Raw genomic sequence first — 18,358 nt, 5'->3', positions numbered from 1 at the left:
TCTTAATCCTCCACTACCAGGCCCATGGAACGAGCAGTACCTTCGATGGAGCGAGTCATCGCTTCAACGTTGGAACCAGTCATGTCCGCAGCTTTGGTTTCTGCGATTTCACGTACCTGAGCACTTGTCACTTTACCTACTTTGTCTTTGTTCGGCTTGCCTGAACCAGACTTGATACCAGCCGCTTTTTTCAGCAGAACTGCTGCTGGCGGGGTTTTGGTAACGAAAGTGAAAGAACGGTCAGAATAAACAGTAATAACAACCGGAATCGGCAGACCTTTCTCAACGCTGTCAGTCTTAGCATTGAACGCCTTACAGAATTCCATGATGTTAACACCTTGCTGACCCAGAGCTGGACCAACTGGCGGACTTGGGTTCGCCATACCGGCTGCAACTTGCAGCTTAACGTAGGCTTGTACTTTCTTGGCCATTTACAATTCCTCGGTTTGGGTAATAACGCCTCGCAAAAGGCTCCCCGTGTATCACCTCACTCTAAAGAGCAAGGCCTATAAAAACAAAAGGCGCGAAATTATAGTTCAATTTCGCGCCTCTGACAAGCGGCAAAAGCCACTTATTGCTGATTAATTGATCAGCCCTTCTCAACCTGAGCGAAGTCCAGTTCCACCGGCGTTGCACGGCCAAAGATGGAAACGGAAACTTTCAGGCGACTCTTCTCGTAATCCACTTCTTCAACAACACCGTTGAAGTCAGCGAACGGACCATCGCTAACGCGGACCAATTCACCCGGTTCGAACAGCGTTTTCGGACGCGGCTTATCACCAACCTGCTGCAGGCGGTTCATAATCGCATCGACTTCTTTGTCGCTAATCGGCGCCGGACGGTCAGAAGTCCCGCCGATGAAACCCATTACGCGTGGAACGCTGCGTACCAAGTGCCAGCTGGCATCGTTCATCACCATCTGAACCAGTACATAGCCAGGGAAGAATTTACGTTCACTTTTACGACGTTGGCCGCCACGGATTTCAACAACTTCTTCCGTAGGAACCATGACTTCGCCGAACAGTTCTTCCATATCATGCAGTTTGATGTATTCACGCAGCGATTGCGCTACGCGACCTTCAAAACCGGAAAACGCCTGAACGACGTACCAACGTTTTTTTGGAGCTTCAGACATTTTAGAACCTCAGGCCAGTAATAAACGATACCAGACGGACCAGAATACCATCCAGCCCCCACAGAATCAGTGACATCACGGCAGTTACCGCGGCAACGATCAACGTGGTATGTAGCGTTTCCTGACGAGTTGGCCAGATCACTTTACGTACTTCAGTACGCGCTTCGCGTGCAAACGCAACGGTGGCTTTGCCTTTGGTCGTCATCAGCGCCACAGCGCCTGCAACAGCGATAACCACTACAACGGCCAGCGCGCGTAATGGCAGGCTGAAATCACGGTAGAAATAGTTACCGACAATCGCTACAACCAACAGAACAGCGACGATAAGCCATTTAGCCGTTTCCAGGCCGCGCCCGCTCCCTTGAGCCTCGGTATTCGCACTCATAAACCAACCTGTCACAATGAATTCAGAACAGACAACTTTGCCTCGCACTGCAAGGCAAACCAAACCGATCAGATGCTGCTCGGCAGCATTTCGGTGTTTTACGCTATGACGTATTTCAGTCAATACGCTTTAAGAGCCCATCTCACCAATGATTATGACTGCAAAATCGCTGATGAGATAGGTTCTAGTTCACAGCGTAGAAAAAGGGCATCAAATGATGCCCTTTTACCGCGTGTCGCGTCAAACGTTATCAGCGATTAAGCGATAACTTTGGCAACAACACCAGCGCCAACAGTACGGCCGCCTTCACGGATTGCGAAACGCAGACCGTCGTCCATCGCGATTGGGTGGATCAAGGTGACTTTCATGTTCACGTTGTCACCAGGCATTACCATCTCAACGCCTTCTGGCAGTTCGATGGTACCGGTCACGTCAGTGGTACGGAAGTAGAACTGTGGACGGTAGCCTTTGAAGAATGGAGTATGACGACCACCTTCATCTTTGCTCAGGATGTACACTTCTGAATCGAACTGAGTGTGCGGCTTGATAGAACCTGGTTTAGCCAGTACCTGACCACGTTCGATGTCTTCACGCTTGATACCACGCAGCAGAACACCAACGTTCTCACCAGCACGGCCTTCGTCCAGCAGTTTGCGGAACATTTCAACGCCAGTACAGGTAGACTTAACGGTGTCTTTGATACCAACGATTTCAACTTCTTCGCCAACTTTAACGATACCGCGCTCTACACGACCGGTAACAACAGTACCACGACCGGAGATGGAGAATACGTCTTCGATTGGCAGCAGGAACGGCTTGTCGATAGCACGCTCTGGTTCTGGGATGTAAGAATCCAGGTAACCAGCCAGCTCGATGATTTTAGCTTCCCACTCAGCTTCGCCTTCCAGTGCTTTCAGCGCTGAACCACGAACAACCGGCAGGTCATCACCAGGGAAGTCATAAGCAGACAGAAGTTCACGAACTTCCATTTCTACCAGTTCCAGCAGCTCTTCATCATCAACCATGTCGCATTTGTTCATGAATACGATGATGTAAGGAACGCCAACCTGACGACCCAGCAGGATGTGCTCACGGGTCTGAGGCATAGGGCCGTCAGTCGCAGCAACAACCAGGATAGCGCCGTCCATCTGAGCAGCACCGGTGATCATGTTTTTAACGTAGTCGGCGTGCCCTGGGCAGTCAACGTGCGCGTAGTGACGAGTCGGGGTGTCATATTCAACGTGAGAAGTGTTGATGGTGATACCACGAGCTTTTTCTTCTGGCGCGTTATCGATCTGGTCGAAAGCACGTGCAGAACCGCCGTAGGTTTTAGCCAGAACGGTGGTGATTGCTGCAGTCAGGGTAGTTTTACCGTGGTCAACGTGGCCGATAGTACCGACGTTAACGTGCGGTTTTGTACGTTCAAACTTTTCTTTAGACATCGATTGTCCCTCTAAGACACGGATAAATCGGTGGTATCACCACATCAACCAAGCATTTGCCTGTTGAATCCAGAACAGAAAGAAAATCAGGGGGCGAGATTATAAGAAGTGGTGCTGATAGGCAGATTCGAACTGCCGACCTCACCCTTACCAAGGGTGCGCTCTACCAACTGAGCTATATCAGCACATCTTGGAGCGGGCAGTGGGAATCGAACCCACATCATCAGCTTGGAAGGCTGAGGTAATAGCCATTATACGATGCCCGCATCCTGGAACTCGGCTACCTGACTTTTCTGTAGAATTTTTAGGTGGGAGAAGGATTGTTCGTCGCTTAACTCTCACCCTTCGGGCCGGCTGCGCGATGCGCTGCACAACTCGAACCTTGCTGAAGACTTTCGCCTTCCCCTTCCGCAATTTAACCGTTGCGAGTTTATCGCTGGCCAGTTAACTGCCGAAGGCAAGATATGGTGGTGGGGGAAGGATTCGAACCTTCGAAGTCTGTGACGGCAGATTTACAGTCTGCTCCCTTTGGCCGCTCGGGAACCCCACCAGATTTTAACTATTGTGACTTGATTGGTGCCGGCTACCGGAATCGAACTGGTGACCTACTGATTACAAGTCAGTTGCTCTACCAACTGAGCTAAGCCGGCATCAAGTGCAGCGCATTCTAGGTAGACCGGACGGGCTATGCAACAAAAAAATTGCGTTAACTGCACTTTCGCTCACAAATCGCCCAATTTTGCCCACTACCTGGCAATTCACACTGTAAGGCGTGCAAAAATTCATCAATCACAGTCAGCACTCCCTACACTGTAATTGTTCTTTTGCCAGTGTCGCCCACATATTTTACCTAAACAGCAGTTTCACCCCATTCGGCAAGCTGTGAATTGAAGTAAAAATACGCCGAAAGCGACTTCCGCCTACTGCGCGCCGCTTCGCACAATTGAGATAAACTCATACTAATCGCCAACTTTTGCGAAAAAAGTCTACGTCAAAAACGAAGCTGTCTATAATATGCAGCTTGATTATTATCTGGAGTTGGCGTCCGGCGCCTTTCCCAACCTGCGTTAACAGGCAGAATTTGGCTTATGATAAAAAGAGATCAATCTTTAGCGACGCCCTATCTTCAGTTCGATCGTACCCAGTGGGCTGCGTTACGGGATTCGGTGCCGCTGACACTGTCAGAAGAAGAGATTGTTAAACTGAAAGGGATTAACGAAGATCTCTCTTTGGAAGAGGTAGCACAGATTTATCTGCCGCTATCCCGATTGTTGAACTTCTATATCAGTTCGAACCTGCGCCGTCAGGCCGTACTTGAGCAATTTCTCGGTACCGATGGACAAAAAATCCCCTACGTGATCGGCATTGCCGGCAGCGTTGCCGTAGGTAAAAGTACCACGGCACGTTTGCTACAGGCATTGCTTAGCAGTTGGCCGGAACATCGTAGCGTTGAGTTGATCACCACCGACGGTTTCCTGCATCCGAATAAGGTGTTGAACGAACGCGGGCTGATGAAGAAAAAAGGCTTCCCACAGTCTTATGATATGCACAGCCTGGTGAAATTTGTTTCTGAAGTGAAATCAGGCGCTAAGCGCGTGACCGCTCCGGTCTATTCCCATCTGATTTACGATGTTGTTCCCGAAGGGAATAAAGTCATCGAGCAGCCGGATATTCTTATTCTTGAAGGGCTAAACGTATTACAGAGCGGGATGGATTACCCTCACGATCCGCATCGTGTATTTGTTTCTGACTTTGTTGATTTTTCAATATATGTCGACGCACCTGAAGAACTGCTGCAATCCTGGTATATCAATAGATTTCTTAAGTTCCGTCAGGGTGCATTTTCCAATCCTGACTCTTATTTCCATAACTATTCCAAGTTACCTGAACCAGAAGCTATCAATATAGCATCTCAACTATGGAATGAGATTAATGGATTGAATTTACAAGAAAATATCTTACCCACCCGCGAACGCGCCAGTCTGATCATGACGAAGAGTGCTAATCACGCGGTTGAAAACGTACGTTTAAGAAAGTAATTTAATAATAAGCAGGGGCTTACCGGCCCCCTTATATTTAATGATAATTACTCGGCGCTGCGCAGAGAGATTTCCCCGCCAATGAACGGTTTAATCACACCGTCCTGATCGAGCAATAATGCCCCTTGTTGATCAATGCCTCGTGCTATACCAAAAATTTGTTGTTCACCAATTAATAGTTTAACCGGCCGATCGATAAAGTTGTCCAAAGCACGCCAGCGCGCAATAAATGGCGCTAAACCATCAATCTCAAATTGCCGCAGCGATTGGCGCAATTCATTGAGTAAGGTGGCGGCCAATTCATTACGATCGATATTAATCCCCGCCTCCTGCAGGTTTATCCAGCCTTGATTAATCGCATTGGCATTGGTTTCACGCATTGCCAAATTGATACCGGCACCAATGACCAGTTGTGCCGCATCACCGGTTTTTCCTGTTAATTCGACCAAGATACCAGCTAACTTGCGATCGTTAAGGTATAAGTCGTTTGGCCATTTAACCCTGACATCTTGTGCCCCAAGGTCTTTGAGCACCTCGGCCATCACGATGCCAATCACCAGACTCAGCCCCATTGCGGCTGCAGGCCCCTGATCCAGACGCCAAAACATGGAGAGATACAGATTGGCGCCAAATGGTGAGATCCATTGACGACCGCGACGGCCACGACCGGCCTGCTGGTACTCAACAACACAGGCATCGCCAGATTGCAGTTCGGTAATACGATCCAGCAAATATTGGTTGGTGGAGTCCACAACCGGCAGCACCGTGACACGTTTATCAACCAGTTGGTCAAGAATACATTCAACATCCAGTAACTGGATCGGGCTCGGTAGGCTATAGCCCTTTCCGGGCACGGTAAACACATCCAAACCCCATTCCCGGATGGTCTGGATATGTTTATTAATAGCGGCACGACTCATGCCCAGCAACTCGCCAAGATGCTCACCAGAATGGAAATCGCCATCGGCCAGTATAGAAATGAGCTTAAGGGGAACTTTGGTGTCCTTCATGAAAGAACCTCTACGGCATTCAACTCACCGACCGTACCGATAAAGCGAACTTCCGGCTCAAGCCATACGTCGAATTTTTTCGCTACGGTATTACGTACATGCCGTGCCAGCGCCACCACGTCCTGACTGGTGGCATTATCCGTATTAACCAGCACAAGCGCCTGTTGATTATGTACCGCCGCACCGCCAATTTGGTGTCCTTTCAGCCCACACTGATCGATCAACCAGCCTGCAGCCAGCTTCACCTGACCATCCTGCTGCGGGTAATGCGGTATGCCAGGATATTCGGTGGTCAACGCGGCGGCTTTGTCACTACCAACCAGTGGGTTTTTGAAGAAGCTGCCTGCATTACCCGTCACTTTAGGGTCGGGCAATTTGCTGCGGCGCATTGCACATACAGAGTCAAATACCTGACGTGGTGTCACCGTTTCAGGATCCAGCTTTGTCAGATCGCCATAATTCAGCATCGGTTCCCATTGCTTGCTAAGGCGCAGGCCTACACCAACAATGATATGCCCCTTCTGAAAATGATGTTTAAAAATACTTTCTCGGTAGCCAAAGCCGCAGTCAGATGCGGCAATGCGATCGATGGCACCCGTAGTCAGATCCAATAGATCAACGTAGTCACATACGCTCTTGAGTTCGATACCATAGGCACCGATGTTCTGAATAGGTGCAGAGCCGACCAGGCCGGGGATTAACGCCAGGTTTTCCAGCCCGGGAATGCCGATTTCCAGAGTGCGACAAACCAAACCATGCCAATTCTCACCAGAGCTAACGTGAAGAAACCAGGCATCTTTCTCTTCTCGGATGTCGATACCTTTTAATTGATTGATCATTACCGTACCGGAAAAATCATCAAGAAACAGGACGTTACTCCCTTCTCCAAGTACCAGTAGCGGCTCTTGACGCTTCTGTGTTTTCTGCCAAACCTTGATCATTAATTCGATTGTTTCTGCAATGACCAGATGCGCTGCGTTGACCGGGAGCGCAAAAGTATTGTGTTTTTTTAATGACGCGCTTTCAGTAGACATAACGATAAATACCTATACGGAAATGAACCTGCACCTAGTCTACTCGATTCGGCACGCTAGGCTAATATTTGTTTTCATCGATAGGTTTTTTATCTGGAGAACATCCATTGGGGGAATGCTTTCGATTGTTTTATAAGGTATTTTCTATATAAATGAATTAAGTAATAAGTTTTAGATAGAAACCAAAATGATTAATAACGGCATTTCCTCATAACTGAGTCTTATTAGCACAAATTCAAACACTCCTCCTAAATTGGATTATATATATTTGAAGTTATTTATCATTTTTAAACATTGTTGATATTTATATATTAAAGATAGCCAGTTGGCTTTTATTCGGAGGATATTGTGATGTGGAGTCTGCTTCAAGGCGCAGCGTAGCTGCGTCTGTTTTTGTCTTTCGCACACAGCAAAAAGGCCATCCTTGCGGATGGCCTCTTGGCTTAATTGATGCCTGGCAGTGTCCTACTCTCGCATGGGGAGACCCCACACTACCATCGGCGCTACGGCGTTTCACTTCTGAGTTCGGCATGGGATCAGGTGGGACCACCGCGCTATTGCCGCCAGGCAAATTCTGTTTCATTCCAGCCGTCATTCTCATGACCACCAGAACCAATCTCGGAACGCGCTGAAAATCTCTCAAATCAAAACACTTTTGGTGTTGTAAGGTTAAGTCTCACGGATCATTAGTACTGGTTAGCTCAATGCATCGCTGCACTTACACACCCAGCCTATCAACGTCTTAGTCTTAAACGTTCCTTCAGGGGAATCAAGTTCCCAGGGAAGACTCATCTCGAGGCAAGTTTCGCGCTTAGATGCTTTCAGCGCTTATCTTTTCCGCACTTAGCTACCGGGCAATGCCATTGGCATGACAACCCGAACACCAGTGGTGCGTTCACTCCGGTCCTCTCGTACTAGGAGCAACCCCTCTCAATCTTCCAACGCCCACGGCAGATAGGGACCGAACTGTCTCACGACGTTCTAAACCCAGCTCGCGTACCACTTTAAATGGCGAACAGCCATACCCTTGGGACCTACTTCAGCCCCAGGATGTGATGAGCCGACATCGAGGTGCCAAACACCGCCGTCGATATGAACTCTTGGGCGGTATCAGCCTGTTATCCCCGGAGTACCTTTTATCCGTTGAGCGATGGCCCTTCCATTCAGAACCACCGGATCACTAAGACCTACTTTCGTACCTGCTCGAGCCGTCACTCTCGCAGTCAAGCTAGCTTATGCCTTTGCACTAACCTCACGATGTCCGACCGTGATTAGCTAACCTTCGTGCTCCTCCGTTACTCTTTGGGAGGAGACCGCCCCAGTCAAACTACCCACCAGACACTGTCCTCACCCCGGATCACGGGGCCGAGTTAGAACATCAAACATTAAAGGGTGGTATTTCAAGGTTGGCTCCACGCAGACTGGCGTCCACGCTTCAAAGCCTCCCACCTATCCTACACATCAAGGCTCAATGTTCAGTGTCAAGCTATAGTAAAGGTTCACGGGGTCTTTCCGTCTTGCCGCGGGTACACTGCATCTTCACAGCGAGTTCAATTTCACTGAGTCTCGGGTGGAGACAGCCTGGCCATCATTACGCCATTCGTGCAGGTCGGAACTTACCCGACAAGGAATTTCGCTACCTTAGGACCGTTATAGTTACGGCCGCCGTTTACTGGGGCTTCGATCAAGAGCTTCGCCTTGCGGCTGACCCCATCAATTAACCTTCCAGCACCGGGCAGGCGTCACACCGTATACGTCCACTTTCGTGTTTGCACAGTGCTGTGTTTTTATTAAACAGTTGCAGCCAGCTGGTATCTGCGACTGGCTTCGGCTCCGAGAGCAAGTCTCTTCACCTACGCGCCAGCGTGCCTTCTCCCGAAGTTACGGCACCATTTTGCCTAGTTCCTTCACCCGAGTTCTCTCAAGCGCCTTGGTATTCTCTACCTGACCACCTGTGTCGGTTTGGGGTACGATTCTGTGTTACCTGATGCTTAGAGGCTTTTCCTGGAAGCTTGGCATCAACTACTTCTGCACCGTGGTGCATCGTCATCACGCCTCAGGGTTGAATAAGCAACCGGATTTACCAGGTCACTCCCCCTACACGCTTAAACCGGGACAACCGTCGCCCGGCTAGCCTAGCCTTCTCCGTCCCCCCTTCGCAGTAACACCGAGTACAGGAATATTAACCTGTTTCCCATCGACTACGCCTTTCGGCCTCGCCTTAGGGGTCGACTCACCCTGCCCCGATTAACGTTGGACAGGAACCCTTGGTCTTCCGGCGAGCGGGTTTTTCACCCGCTTTATCGTTACTTATGTCAGCATTCGCACTTCTGATACCTCCAGCAACCCTCACAGGCCACCTTCAACGGCTTACAGAACGCTCCCCTACCCAACAACGCCTAAGCGTCGCTGCCGCAGCTTCGGTGCATGGTTTAGCCCCGTTACATCTTCCGCGCAGGCCGACTCGACCAGTGAGCTATTACGCTTTCTTTAAATGATGGCTGCTTCTAAGCCAACATCCTGGCTGTCTATGCCTTCCCACATCGTTTCCCACTTAACCATGACTTTGGGACCTTAGCTGGCGGTCTGGGTTGTTTCCCTCTTCACGACGGACGTTAGCACCCGCCGTGTGTCTCCCGTGATAACATTCTTCGGTATTCGGAGTTTGCATCGGTTTGGTAAGCCGGGATGGCCCCCTAGCCGAAACAGTGCTCTACCCCCGAAGATGAGTTCACGAGGCGCTACCTAAATAGCTTTCGGGGAGAACCAGCTATCTCCCGGTTTGATTGGCCTTTCACCCCCAGCCACAAGTCATCCGCTAATTTTTCAACATTAGTCGGTTCGGTCCTCCAGTTAGTGTTACCCAACCTTCAACCTGCCCATGGCTAGATCACCGGGTTTCGGGTCTATACCTTGCAACTATTCGCCCAGTTAAGACTCGGTTTCCCTACGGCTCCCCTATACGGTTAACCTTGCTACAAAATATAAGTCGCTGACCCATTATACAAAAGGTACGCAGTCACCCAACTAGTAGGCTCCCACTGCTTGTACGTACACGGTTTCAGGTTCTATTTCACTCCCCTCGCCGGGGTTCTTTTCGCCTTTCCCTCACGGTACTGGTTCACTATCGGTCAGTCAGGAGTATTTAGCCTTGGAGGATGGTCCCCCCATATTCAGACAGGATGTCACGTGTCCCGCCCTACTCATCGAACTCACAATTAATGCATTTTAGTGTACGGGACTATCACCCTTTACTGTGCGACTTTCCAGACGCTTCCACTAACACAAGAACTGATTCAGGTTCTGGGCTCCTCCCCGTTCGCTCGCCGCTACTGGGGGAATCTCGGTTGATTTCTTTTCCTCGGGGTACTTAGATGTTTCAGTTCCCCCGGTTCGCCTCATACGACTATGTATTCATCGTATGATAGTGCAACGAATTGCACTGGGTTTCCCCATTCGGGTATCGCCGGTTATAACGGTTTATATCACCTTACCGACGCTTATCGCAGATTAACACGCCCTTCATCGCCTCTGACTGCCTAGGCATCCACCGTGTACGCTTAGTCACTTAACCTCACAACCCAAAAGTGTTTCCACCTTCGTGCTGCTACATTTGAGAGACTCTATGACAGGGTACTCCTTACTCCAGTACATCTACGGAGGAGTAAGTTTCAGCTGTCATGTTTCAATTTTCAGCTTGTTCCAGATTGTTAAAGAGCAATATCTTAAACACGACTCGTTAAAGTCATCTTTAAGATGTTTTCGGCGCAGCAAGCACCGGTGATAATGTCTTTCACTCATTATCGGAATGGCGTCCCCAAGGGGATTCGAACCCCTGTTACAGCCGTGAAAGGGCAGTGTCCTAGGCCTCTAGACGATGGGGACACGAAATTCCGATCAGACTCTCGTCTTAATCGGTTCGTATCAGCATGAGTCAGAGACTCATTACATCAACAGGTAGCGCTTTTGCTCATTACTTTTCTATCAGACAATCTGTGTGAGCACTTCACGCAATCAATATCATTAGGTAAGGAGGTGATCCAACCGCAGGTTCCCCTACGGTTACCTTGTTACGACTTCACCCCAGTCATGAATCACAAAGTGGTAAGCGCCCTCCCGAAGGTTAAGCTACCTACTTCTTTTGCAACCCACTCCCATGGTGTGACGGGCGGTGTGTACAAGGCCCGGGAACGTATTCACCGTAGCATTCTGATCTACGATTACTAGCGATTCCGACTTCACGGAGTCGAGTTGCAGACTCCGATCCGGACTACGACGTACTTTATGAGGTCCGCTGGCTCTCGCGAGTTCGCTTCTCTTTGTATACGCCATTGTAGCACGTGTGTAGCCCTACTCGTAAGGGCCATGATGACTTGACGTCATCCCCACCTTCCTCCGGTTTATCACCGGCAGTCTCCTTTGAGTTCCCACCATTACGTGCTGGCAACAAAGGATAAGGGTTGCGCTCGTTGCGGGACTTAACCCAACATTTCACAACACGAGCTGACGACAGCCATGCAGCACCTGTCTCAGAGTTCCCGAAGGCACTAAGCTATCTCTAGCAAATTCTCTGGATGTCAAGAGTAGGTAAGGTTCTTCGCGTTGCATCGAATTAAACCACATGCTCCACCGCTTGTGCGGGCCCCCGTCAATTCATTTGAGTTTTAACCTTGCGGCCGTACTCCCCAGGCGGTCGACTTAACGCGTTAGCTCCGGAAGCCACGCCTCAAGGGCACAACCTCCAAGTCGACATCGTTTACAGCGTGGACTACCAGGGTATCTAATCCTGTTTGCTCCCCACGCTTTCGCACCTGAGCGTCAGTCTTTGTCCAGGGGGCCGCCTTCGCCACCGGTATTCCTCCAGATCTCTACGCATTTCACCGCTACACCTGGAATTCTACCCCCCTCTACAAGACTCTAGCTTGCCAGTTTCAAATGCAGTTCCCACGTTAAGCGCGGGGATTTCACATCTGACTTAACAAACCGCCTGCGTGCGCTTTACGCCCAGTAATTCCGATTAACGCTTGCACCCTCCGTATTACCGCGGCTGCTGGCACGGAGTTAGCCGGTGCTTCTTCTGCGAGTAACGTCAATGCAATGTGCTATTAACACACTACCCTTCCTCCTCGCTGAAAGTGCTTTACAACCCGAAGGCCTTCTTCACACACGCGGCATGGCTGCATCAGGCTTGCGCCCATTGTGCAATATTCCCCACTGCTGCCTCCCGTAGGAGTCTGGACCGTGTCTCAGTTCCAGTGTGGCTGGTCATCCTCTCAGACCAGCTAGGGATCGTCGCCTAGGTGAGCCATTACCCCACCTACTAGCTAATCCCATCTGGGCACATCTGATGGCGTGAGGCCCGAAGGTCCCCCACTTTGGTCCGAAGACGTTATGCGGTATTAGCTACCGTTTCCAGTAGTTATCCCCCTCCATCAGGCAGTTTCCCAGACATTACTCACCCGTCCGCCGCTCGTCACCCAGAGAGCAAGCTCTCCTGTGCTACCGCTCGACTTGCATGTGTTAGGCCTGCCGCCAGCGTTCAATCTGAGCCATGATCAAACTCTTCAATTAAAAGCTTGATTTGCTTCAACTCGTGAAGCGATGCTCGAAAATTAACTTTCGTAATAGTCATTCAGTTGGACAAGCCAACAAAACAACTTATTGCTTGGTCACTCTTCAAGACTTGATATTTTTTCGAACCCGAAGGTTCTGGATATCGTCTTGTGGAGTGCCCACACAGATTGTCTGATAAATTGTTAAAGAGCAGTGAGTTAGCCGCCGTAGCTTGCTATCTCGAGGTGGCGTATATTACGCTTTTCACCCGAAGAGTCAAGCGTTTATTTCGCTTTTCTCTTTCCGACTGGGCGACTTGGTTCTCGTTAGAGGAGTCGTTGTTCCCGGTCAGTGGAGGCGCATTATAGGGAGTTCTCAGAAGGCCGCAACCCCTAAATGCAAAAAACTTTTCAAGCGCGGATTATTTCAACAAAGCGCTGCACAAGTCAGCGTTTTCGTCACTTTTCATACTGAATATGACCAAACTCCTGGGCAAAACGGTCCACCTGCTGCCAGTCTGTGTACTCCACTTCTTTACTGGTATCTGTTTCGCCCCCCGTCATACGCATAATAAGTTGGATCATGACTCGATCGAACCAGCGATAACGTGGATAGCGAAGCGCGCCGGCAAACACGGCACACTGTTTGGGCTGCCAGGGAGAGGACAACAGGAACTTGCGGGTATAGGCGTTGGTCTGTGGCGAACGCTTGTCTGCCTTACGCGCGGTCAGGTTCACGCTAAAAAACGCGCTCGGCATCTGGTTCAACTGCTCAGCATGGCGCTTAACGAACTTTTCCAGCGTCGGATGGAAATGGCCATAGCGTATTGAGGCACCAATCAGCACCTGCTGATACTGGCTGAGGTCGACATTATCCGCCTGTAGTAAATCGATCACGTCACAGCGCAGCGTATCCTGCAATTTGTTTGCTATATAAGAAGCAATAGAACGTGTTTGCCCATCACGGCTAGAATAAAGAATCAGTGCCTTCACGGCGTTACTCCTTCTATCAGGATCATTCACGCCAGAATGTCGGCGTAAACAGAACCAGCAGTGTAAAGACCTCAAGGCGCCCGAACAGCATCGTCAGAACCAGGATCCACTTCGCCGGTGCAGGCATAGTAGTGAAGTTATCCGCAACCACTCCCAGCCCTGGTCCAAGGTTGTTCAGCGTCGCCGTTACGGCAGCAAAGGCAGAGAAATCATCAACGCCGGTGGCGATAATTGCCAGCATGCTGACGATAAACACCAGCGCATAAGCAGAGAAGAACCCCCATACCGCCTCCAGGATACGTTCCGGCAGCGCGCGGTTACCCAACTTGATAGTGTAAACCGCATTGGGGTGCACCAGCCTTTTTAGCTCACGCGAGCCCTGTAAATACAGCAGCAGAATGCGAATCACCTTCAAGCCGCCACCGGTCGAGCCGGCACAGCCACCAATAAATGCAGAACACAGCAACAGCATCGGCAGGAATAACGGCCATTTGGCAATACTGTCGGTGGTAAAGCCCGCCGTTGTCGCCATCGACACCACCTGGAAGAACGCCTGATTGACCGTTTCCATTCCGGTTTTGTAGACACCATGCCCCCACAGCACGGCAGTACACACCACCACCAGCGTCAACTGCACGGCAATGAACATGCGAAACTCAGGATCACGCCAGTAAACTTTCAGGCTGCGGCCGCTCAACAAGGCGAAGTGCAAGCCGTAGTTACAACCGGAGATCAGCAGGAAAATAGCAATGATAGTGTTGATGGTCGGACTGGCGTAATAACCGATGCTAGCGTCGTGGGTGGAGAAACCGCCAATAGCGATGGTTGAGAAACTGTGGCCGATGGCGTCAAACACCGACATGCCAGCGCCCCAAAGTGCCAGCGCACAGGCAATAGTCAACAGAACGTAAATCAGCCACAGGGTTTTGGCCGTTTCGGCAATGCGTGGGCGCATTTTGTTATCTTTCAGCGGACCAGGCATTTCTGCGCGGTACAGCTGCATGCCGCCGACGCCGAGGATCGGCAGTATCGCCACTGCCAACACAATGATCCCCATCCCGCCCATCCATTGCAGCATCTGCCGATAGAACAAAATCGCTTTGGGTAGTGAGTCCAGCCCCACCAGCGTGGTAGCCCCGGTGGTGGTTAAACCGGAAAACGATTCGAAGAAGGCATCGGTCAACGAAAGATTAGGCCGCTCCGAAAATAAAAACGGTAATGCCCCGACGCTGCCCAGCACCGTCCAGAACAGCACCACAATCAGAAAACCTTCTCGCGGCTTCAGCTCATGCTTTTGTTTACGGTTAGGCCACCACAGCATCAGGCCGATGGTTACCGCCACAAAGAAGGTCTGGCTGAATGCCCGCCCCGCCCCATCGCGGTATATCAATGCCACCAGACCAGGAATAAACATCGTCCCGGAGAACAGGATGACCAGCAAACCAACGATACGGGTTATAGCGCGAAAATGCATTTCAGCACGATCCTTAGCAATTCAGTTGGGGGAATTATTGCGAAATGGGGGTTAATTGCAAATTACCGCGACTAAGATCACGTAATTTATTCCCAAACGCTTCAACGCCGGTGACCGGTAAAGCCAAATGCAGCATGACGGAAGCACCATATTCCCCCTGCACTATCCGCCCTTCAGTTTGCTGCAATAAATTCTCTACCAATGCCAACTGAGCATAGTCACATTGCAAAGTATATTCGGCCTGCGGGATTTTGTAGCTCACGGCCAATTGCTTTAATGCCTGCTGCACGCCACTGCCGTAGGCTCTCACCAAACCACCGGTGCCCAACTTGATACCGCCGTAGTAACGCACTACCACGGCGGTGATTTCGCCGATTCCACTGCCCATCAGTTGTGCCAGAATGGGTTTACCGGCCGTGCCGGAAGGTTCGCCGTCGTCGGAAAAGCCCAACTGTTGTGAGTCAGTCGGTGATCCTGCGACAAATGCCCAGCAATGGTGCCTGGCCGCAGGGTGTTCATCACGAACCTGCTGAATAAACGCCTTTGCAATATCAACCCCACTGGTCGGTGCCAGCAGGGTGATAAAACGGCTCTTCTTTATTTCTTCGCTGACACTGACGGGGCCTGCCGGGATCGGGTAAGGCTGCATCAGGCCAGGTTCAGATCGCGCGTCATGTTCTCGATACGCTTTTCGTGGATCACGATATTGTCTTCAATACGTATACCACCATAAGGTTTCAGCGCATCGATGCGATCCCAGGCAAAATGTTGACTGAATTCGCCGCTGCGCCATGGCGCCAACAAGGAATCAATAAAATACATGCCGGGCTCAATGGTTAACACCATGCCAGGTTGCAACACGCGGGTGCAGCGCAGGTAAGGGTATTTGGAAGGGGCGGCCAGATGGGTGCCCTGTTCATCTTGCATAAAGCCGGCAGAGTCATGCACCTGCAAACCTAGCGGATGGCCCAGACCGTGTGGCAGGAATGGCGTGGTCAGCCCCTGCTCAACCATGGCCTCTTCACTGATGCCGGTCACCAGCTTGTGACTCTTGAGCAATTTGGCGACGCGTTGATGCATTTGCACATGGTAATCGGTGTAACGCACACCGGCTTTGATGGTATCCATCAGTGCCAGTTGTTCACCGTTAAGATCTTTTATCAGCTGCGCGAAATCACTGCCGCTCTGGCCAGCATAGGTGCGAGTCAGGTCGGCGGCGTAACCGTTATATTCGGCACCGGCGTCAAGCAGGAAGCTTAGCATTTCGGACGGAGGCTGATGATCCAGCGTGGTGTAATGCAGCACCGAAGCATGCTCATTCAGCGCAACAATGTTGTCATAAGGTACATCGGTGTCGCGATGCCCCGTGGCGGTGAGGTAAGCCTGGTTGATATCAAACTCACTCATGCCGGACAGGAAGGCCTCATGAGCGGCACGGTGGCCCATAACAGCGGTTTTCTGCGCTTCGCGCATGCAGGCCAGCTCGTAGCCCGTTTTGATTGAGCGATGGAAATCGAGGTAATTCAATACCGCTTTCGGGTTGACGTTTTCTGCCAGGATACCGAGATCGCGGGCACGTTGCTGCGCATAACCGATATAGCCTACACGCTCACGCTGGGCAGGAAGCTGCTGCGCGATATCATCAGCATTGGCCAGCGGCATCAGTTCAACGGACCTGGTCCAGAAACTCTCCGGCAGTGGCTCAACGCTATGCCAGTAATCGACCGGCGAATAGAACCACAGCTTCGGTTTGTTAACGCCATCCACCCACAGCCAGCAGTTTGGCACCGAGGTAACCGGCACCCAGGCCTTAAAGTGCGCGTTCACTTTGAACGGGTAACTACGGTCGTCCTGGAATATCCGTTGCAGTTCCCCAGAGTGAATCAACAACGCATCCAGTTTGTTGCGCGTTAACACTTCACGCGCCCGTTTTTGCAGTTCTGCCAGGTGGTCGTTATACAAAGAAGCCAGCGTTTCCATCACAATACCCTTATACATACCATTAGAACGGAATGAGTCATCTTAGCACACCGTTCAGGTGCACCAACCCCATCAGCTCTGGCATGCGGAGCGGTTCGCAAATCGCTGTAAACGCCGTTACATCCTTAGCTTAACAATTAACCAAGCGATCAGACCAAGCAACGCGATAGCAGCCGCCCACAGGCCATGATGTTCGAGTAGAACCGCACCGGCTGCAGCTATGCCTGCCAGACACTGTTGCAGAAAGCCACATAACGCCATGGCGTAGGCGCCCTGCTGTTTAACATCGCTGACCGCCATCGCCATGCTATTGGGAAACAACACCGCCTGGCCAAAAATCGTCAAACAATACAAAGCGATGAAGACTGTCATACCGGAAAGCCCCACCAGTACACCGCTCCACCACAGCACCATTATCGCAGCAGTGGCAACGGCAACGATACTCGTCCCCGCCTGCATCAGCCGCTTACCGCCAAAGCGCGCAACCGTCCGGTTTACCGCCATTGCTCCAGTAAAGTAAGCCACGCCGATCACCAGCCCCAGAGCCCCAAAGGCGGTAACGTTCAGGCCAAACCCCTGCTGCATGATAAACGGACTCACTTCCTGCAGAGTGACGGTGGTAGCAAACCCCAATCCACCGACAATGGCCGGCCAGAAGAACCCCGGACGACGCAGAATGTGCCAATAGGTTGCCGCCATGGCCGGGCGCCTGCCTGCTCCGCGGCCCGCTTCCAGTGGCAACGTCAGCATCAGTAACCATATCGCCAGCCCGGTCAGCCCCATCACCACAAAACCCATTTGCCAGTGCGAATACTGACTGAGCAGCCCACCGATAAACTGCCCACCGCCCAACGCGGCGATAAAGGCTATCGACAGCACCGAAAGGCGCCTTGCCAGCTCGTCACCGCTCCAGTTATCACGAACAATAATGCGCGCGATGATTGCAGCACCACCGGCGGCAACCCCCTGCAGTGCCCGCAGCACTAATAACTGAGTACCGTTACTGCAAAATGCCAGCAGAGCACTGCAACTGATAAACAACGCCAGAGACAATGTCAGCGGCAGGCGACGGCCAAAACGATCGGCCGCAGCACCCCAGAACAACACCGGCAAGGCGGCTCCTATCACGAATATCGATATAGAAAGTTCGGTGGCGCGGCGCGTCATTGCCAGTTCCTGCATCACCGTCGGTAATGAAGGCAAATACACCGTCGTCGCCATCTGAGCCATAAACACCAGCAGACAAGCCAGCGTCATGGTTCTGGCGGGAATACTCCAGAAACCACTGTGTTTTACACATACCGCTTTACTCAT

Annotated in this window: 12 protein-coding genes, 5 tRNA genes, 3 rRNA genes and 1 other RNA gene; 1 reads left to right on the top strand and 20 read right to left on the bottom strand. The window is 51.1% G+C overall.

Annotated features, from left to right (window positions below):
• Positions 1-2 precede the first annotated feature (2 nt).
• The 9 genes from rplK to ACSOSI_RS01270 form a co-directional block, all read right to left on the bottom strand.
• The gene (gene rplK, locus ACSOSI_RS01310) at positions 3-431 is read right to left on the bottom strand and encodes a 50S ribosomal protein L11 (protein ID WP_006323135.1); all 429 of its coding nucleotides are present in this window, start codon (positions 429-431) and stop codon (positions 3-5) included.
• Between the two features lie 158 nt (positions 432-589).
• Positions 590-1,135 carry a transcription termination/antitermination protein NusG gene (gene nusG, locus ACSOSI_RS01305; RefSeq protein ID WP_012004741.1) on the bottom strand — a complete coding sequence of 182 codons (546 nt, stop codon included), beginning with the start codon at positions 1,133-1,135 and terminating at the stop codon, positions 590-592.
• 1 nt (position 1,136) lies between these two features.
• Positions 1,137-1,520, bottom strand: a complete 384-nt coding sequence (gene secE, locus ACSOSI_RS01300) for a preprotein translocase subunit SecE (protein ID WP_012004740.1) — start codon at positions 1,518-1,520, stop codon at positions 1,137-1,139.
• 257 nt (positions 1,521-1,777) lie between these two features.
• Positions 1,778-2,962, bottom strand: coding sequence for an elongation factor Tu (tuf, locus tag ACSOSI_RS01295; RefSeq protein ID WP_017891327.1), 1,185 nt, complete (start codon positions 2,960-2,962; stop codon positions 1,778-1,780).
• 109 nt (positions 2,963-3,071) lie between these two features.
• A tRNA-Thr gene (locus ACSOSI_RS01290) sits at positions 3,072-3,147 on the bottom strand.
• A 6-nt stretch (positions 3,148-3,153) separates the two neighbouring features.
• Positions 3,154-3,228: transfer RNA gene (locus tag ACSOSI_RS01285), tRNA-Gly, on the bottom strand.
• Positions 3,229-3,265: 37 nt separating this feature from the next.
• A non-coding RNA gene (locus ACSOSI_RS01280) (RtT sRNA) lies at positions 3,266-3,381 on the bottom strand.
• A 46-nt stretch (positions 3,382-3,427) separates the two neighbouring features.
• Positions 3,428-3,512, bottom strand: a tRNA-Tyr gene (locus tag ACSOSI_RS01275).
• A gap of 24 nt (positions 3,513-3,536) precedes the next feature.
• Positions 3,537-3,612 (bottom strand) — tRNA-Thr (locus ACSOSI_RS01270).
• Between the two features lie 438 nt (positions 3,613-4,050).
• Between ACSOSI_RS01270 and coaA the strand changes: the two genes are divergently transcribed.
• Positions 4,051-5,001 carry a type I pantothenate kinase gene (gene coaA, locus ACSOSI_RS01265; RefSeq protein WP_012004738.1) on the top strand — a complete coding sequence of 317 codons (951 nt, stop codon included), beginning with the start codon at positions 4,051-4,053 and terminating at the stop codon, positions 4,999-5,001.
• A 47-nt stretch (positions 5,002-5,048) separates the two neighbouring features.
• Here coaA and birA read toward each other — a convergent pair whose 3' ends face one another.
• The 11 genes from birA to ACSOSI_RS01210 form a co-directional block, all read right to left on the bottom strand.
• A complete protein-coding gene (birA, locus tag ACSOSI_RS01260; protein WP_476706429.1) occupies positions 5,049-6,011 on the bottom strand; it encodes a bifunctional biotin--[acetyl-CoA-carboxylase] ligase/biotin operon repressor BirA in 963 nt (320 codons plus the stop codon).
• Complete coding sequence (murB, locus tag ACSOSI_RS01255; protein WP_476706428.1) at positions 6,008-7,045, bottom strand: UDP-N-acetylmuramate dehydrogenase; 1,038 nt, start codon at positions 7,043-7,045, stop codon at positions 6,008-6,010. The genes birA and murB overlap by 4 nt, the downstream gene beginning before the upstream one ends.
• Positions 7,046-7,497: 452 nt before the next feature.
• A 5S ribosomal RNA gene (gene rrf / locus ACSOSI_RS01250) occupies positions 7,498-7,613 on the bottom strand.
• Positions 7,614-7,710: 97 nt separating this feature from the next.
• A 23S ribosomal RNA gene (locus ACSOSI_RS01245) occupies positions 7,711-10,619 on the bottom strand.
• A 235-nt stretch (positions 10,620-10,854) separates the two neighbouring features.
• A tRNA-Glu gene (locus ACSOSI_RS01240) sits at positions 10,855-10,930 on the bottom strand.
• Positions 10,931-11,073: 143 nt separating this feature from the next.
• Positions 11,074-12,616: ribosomal RNA gene (locus ACSOSI_RS01235) — 16S ribosomal RNA — on the bottom strand.
• The 16S, 23S and 5S rRNA genes sit together here with 1 tRNA gene alongside, the layout of an rRNA operon.
• 440 nt (positions 12,617-13,056) lie before the next feature.
• Entirely contained in the window at positions 13,057-13,590 is a 534-nt protein-coding gene (gene hemG / locus ACSOSI_RS01230) for a menaquinone-dependent protoporphyrinogen IX dehydrogenase (protein ID WP_012004735.1), read from the bottom strand.
• A gap of 22 nt (positions 13,591-13,612) precedes the next feature.
• Complete coding sequence (trkH, locus tag ACSOSI_RS01225; protein WP_012004734.1) at positions 13,613-15,064, bottom strand: Trk system potassium transporter TrkH; 1,452 nt, start codon at positions 15,062-15,064, stop codon at positions 13,613-13,615.
• 34 nt (positions 15,065-15,098) lie between these two features.
• Positions 15,099-15,713 carry an IMPACT family protein gene (locus ACSOSI_RS01220; protein WP_115183416.1) on the bottom strand — a complete coding sequence of 205 codons (615 nt, stop codon included), beginning with the start codon at positions 15,711-15,713 and terminating at the stop codon, positions 15,099-15,101.
• Entirely contained in the window at positions 15,713-17,044 is a 1,332-nt protein-coding gene (pepQ, locus tag ACSOSI_RS01215; protein ID WP_115183417.1) for a Xaa-Pro dipeptidase, read from the bottom strand. The genes ACSOSI_RS01220 and pepQ overlap by 1 nt, the downstream gene beginning before the upstream one ends.
• Before the next feature lie 117 nt (positions 17,045-17,161).
• Complete coding sequence (locus tag ACSOSI_RS01210) at positions 17,162-18,358, bottom strand: MFS transporter (RefSeq protein WP_261277790.1); 1,197 nt, start codon at positions 18,356-18,358, stop codon at positions 17,162-17,164.

This window comes from Serratia sp. AR11, assembly GCF_056376275.1.
This window is presented reverse-complemented; position numbering and strand designations above follow the sequence as displayed.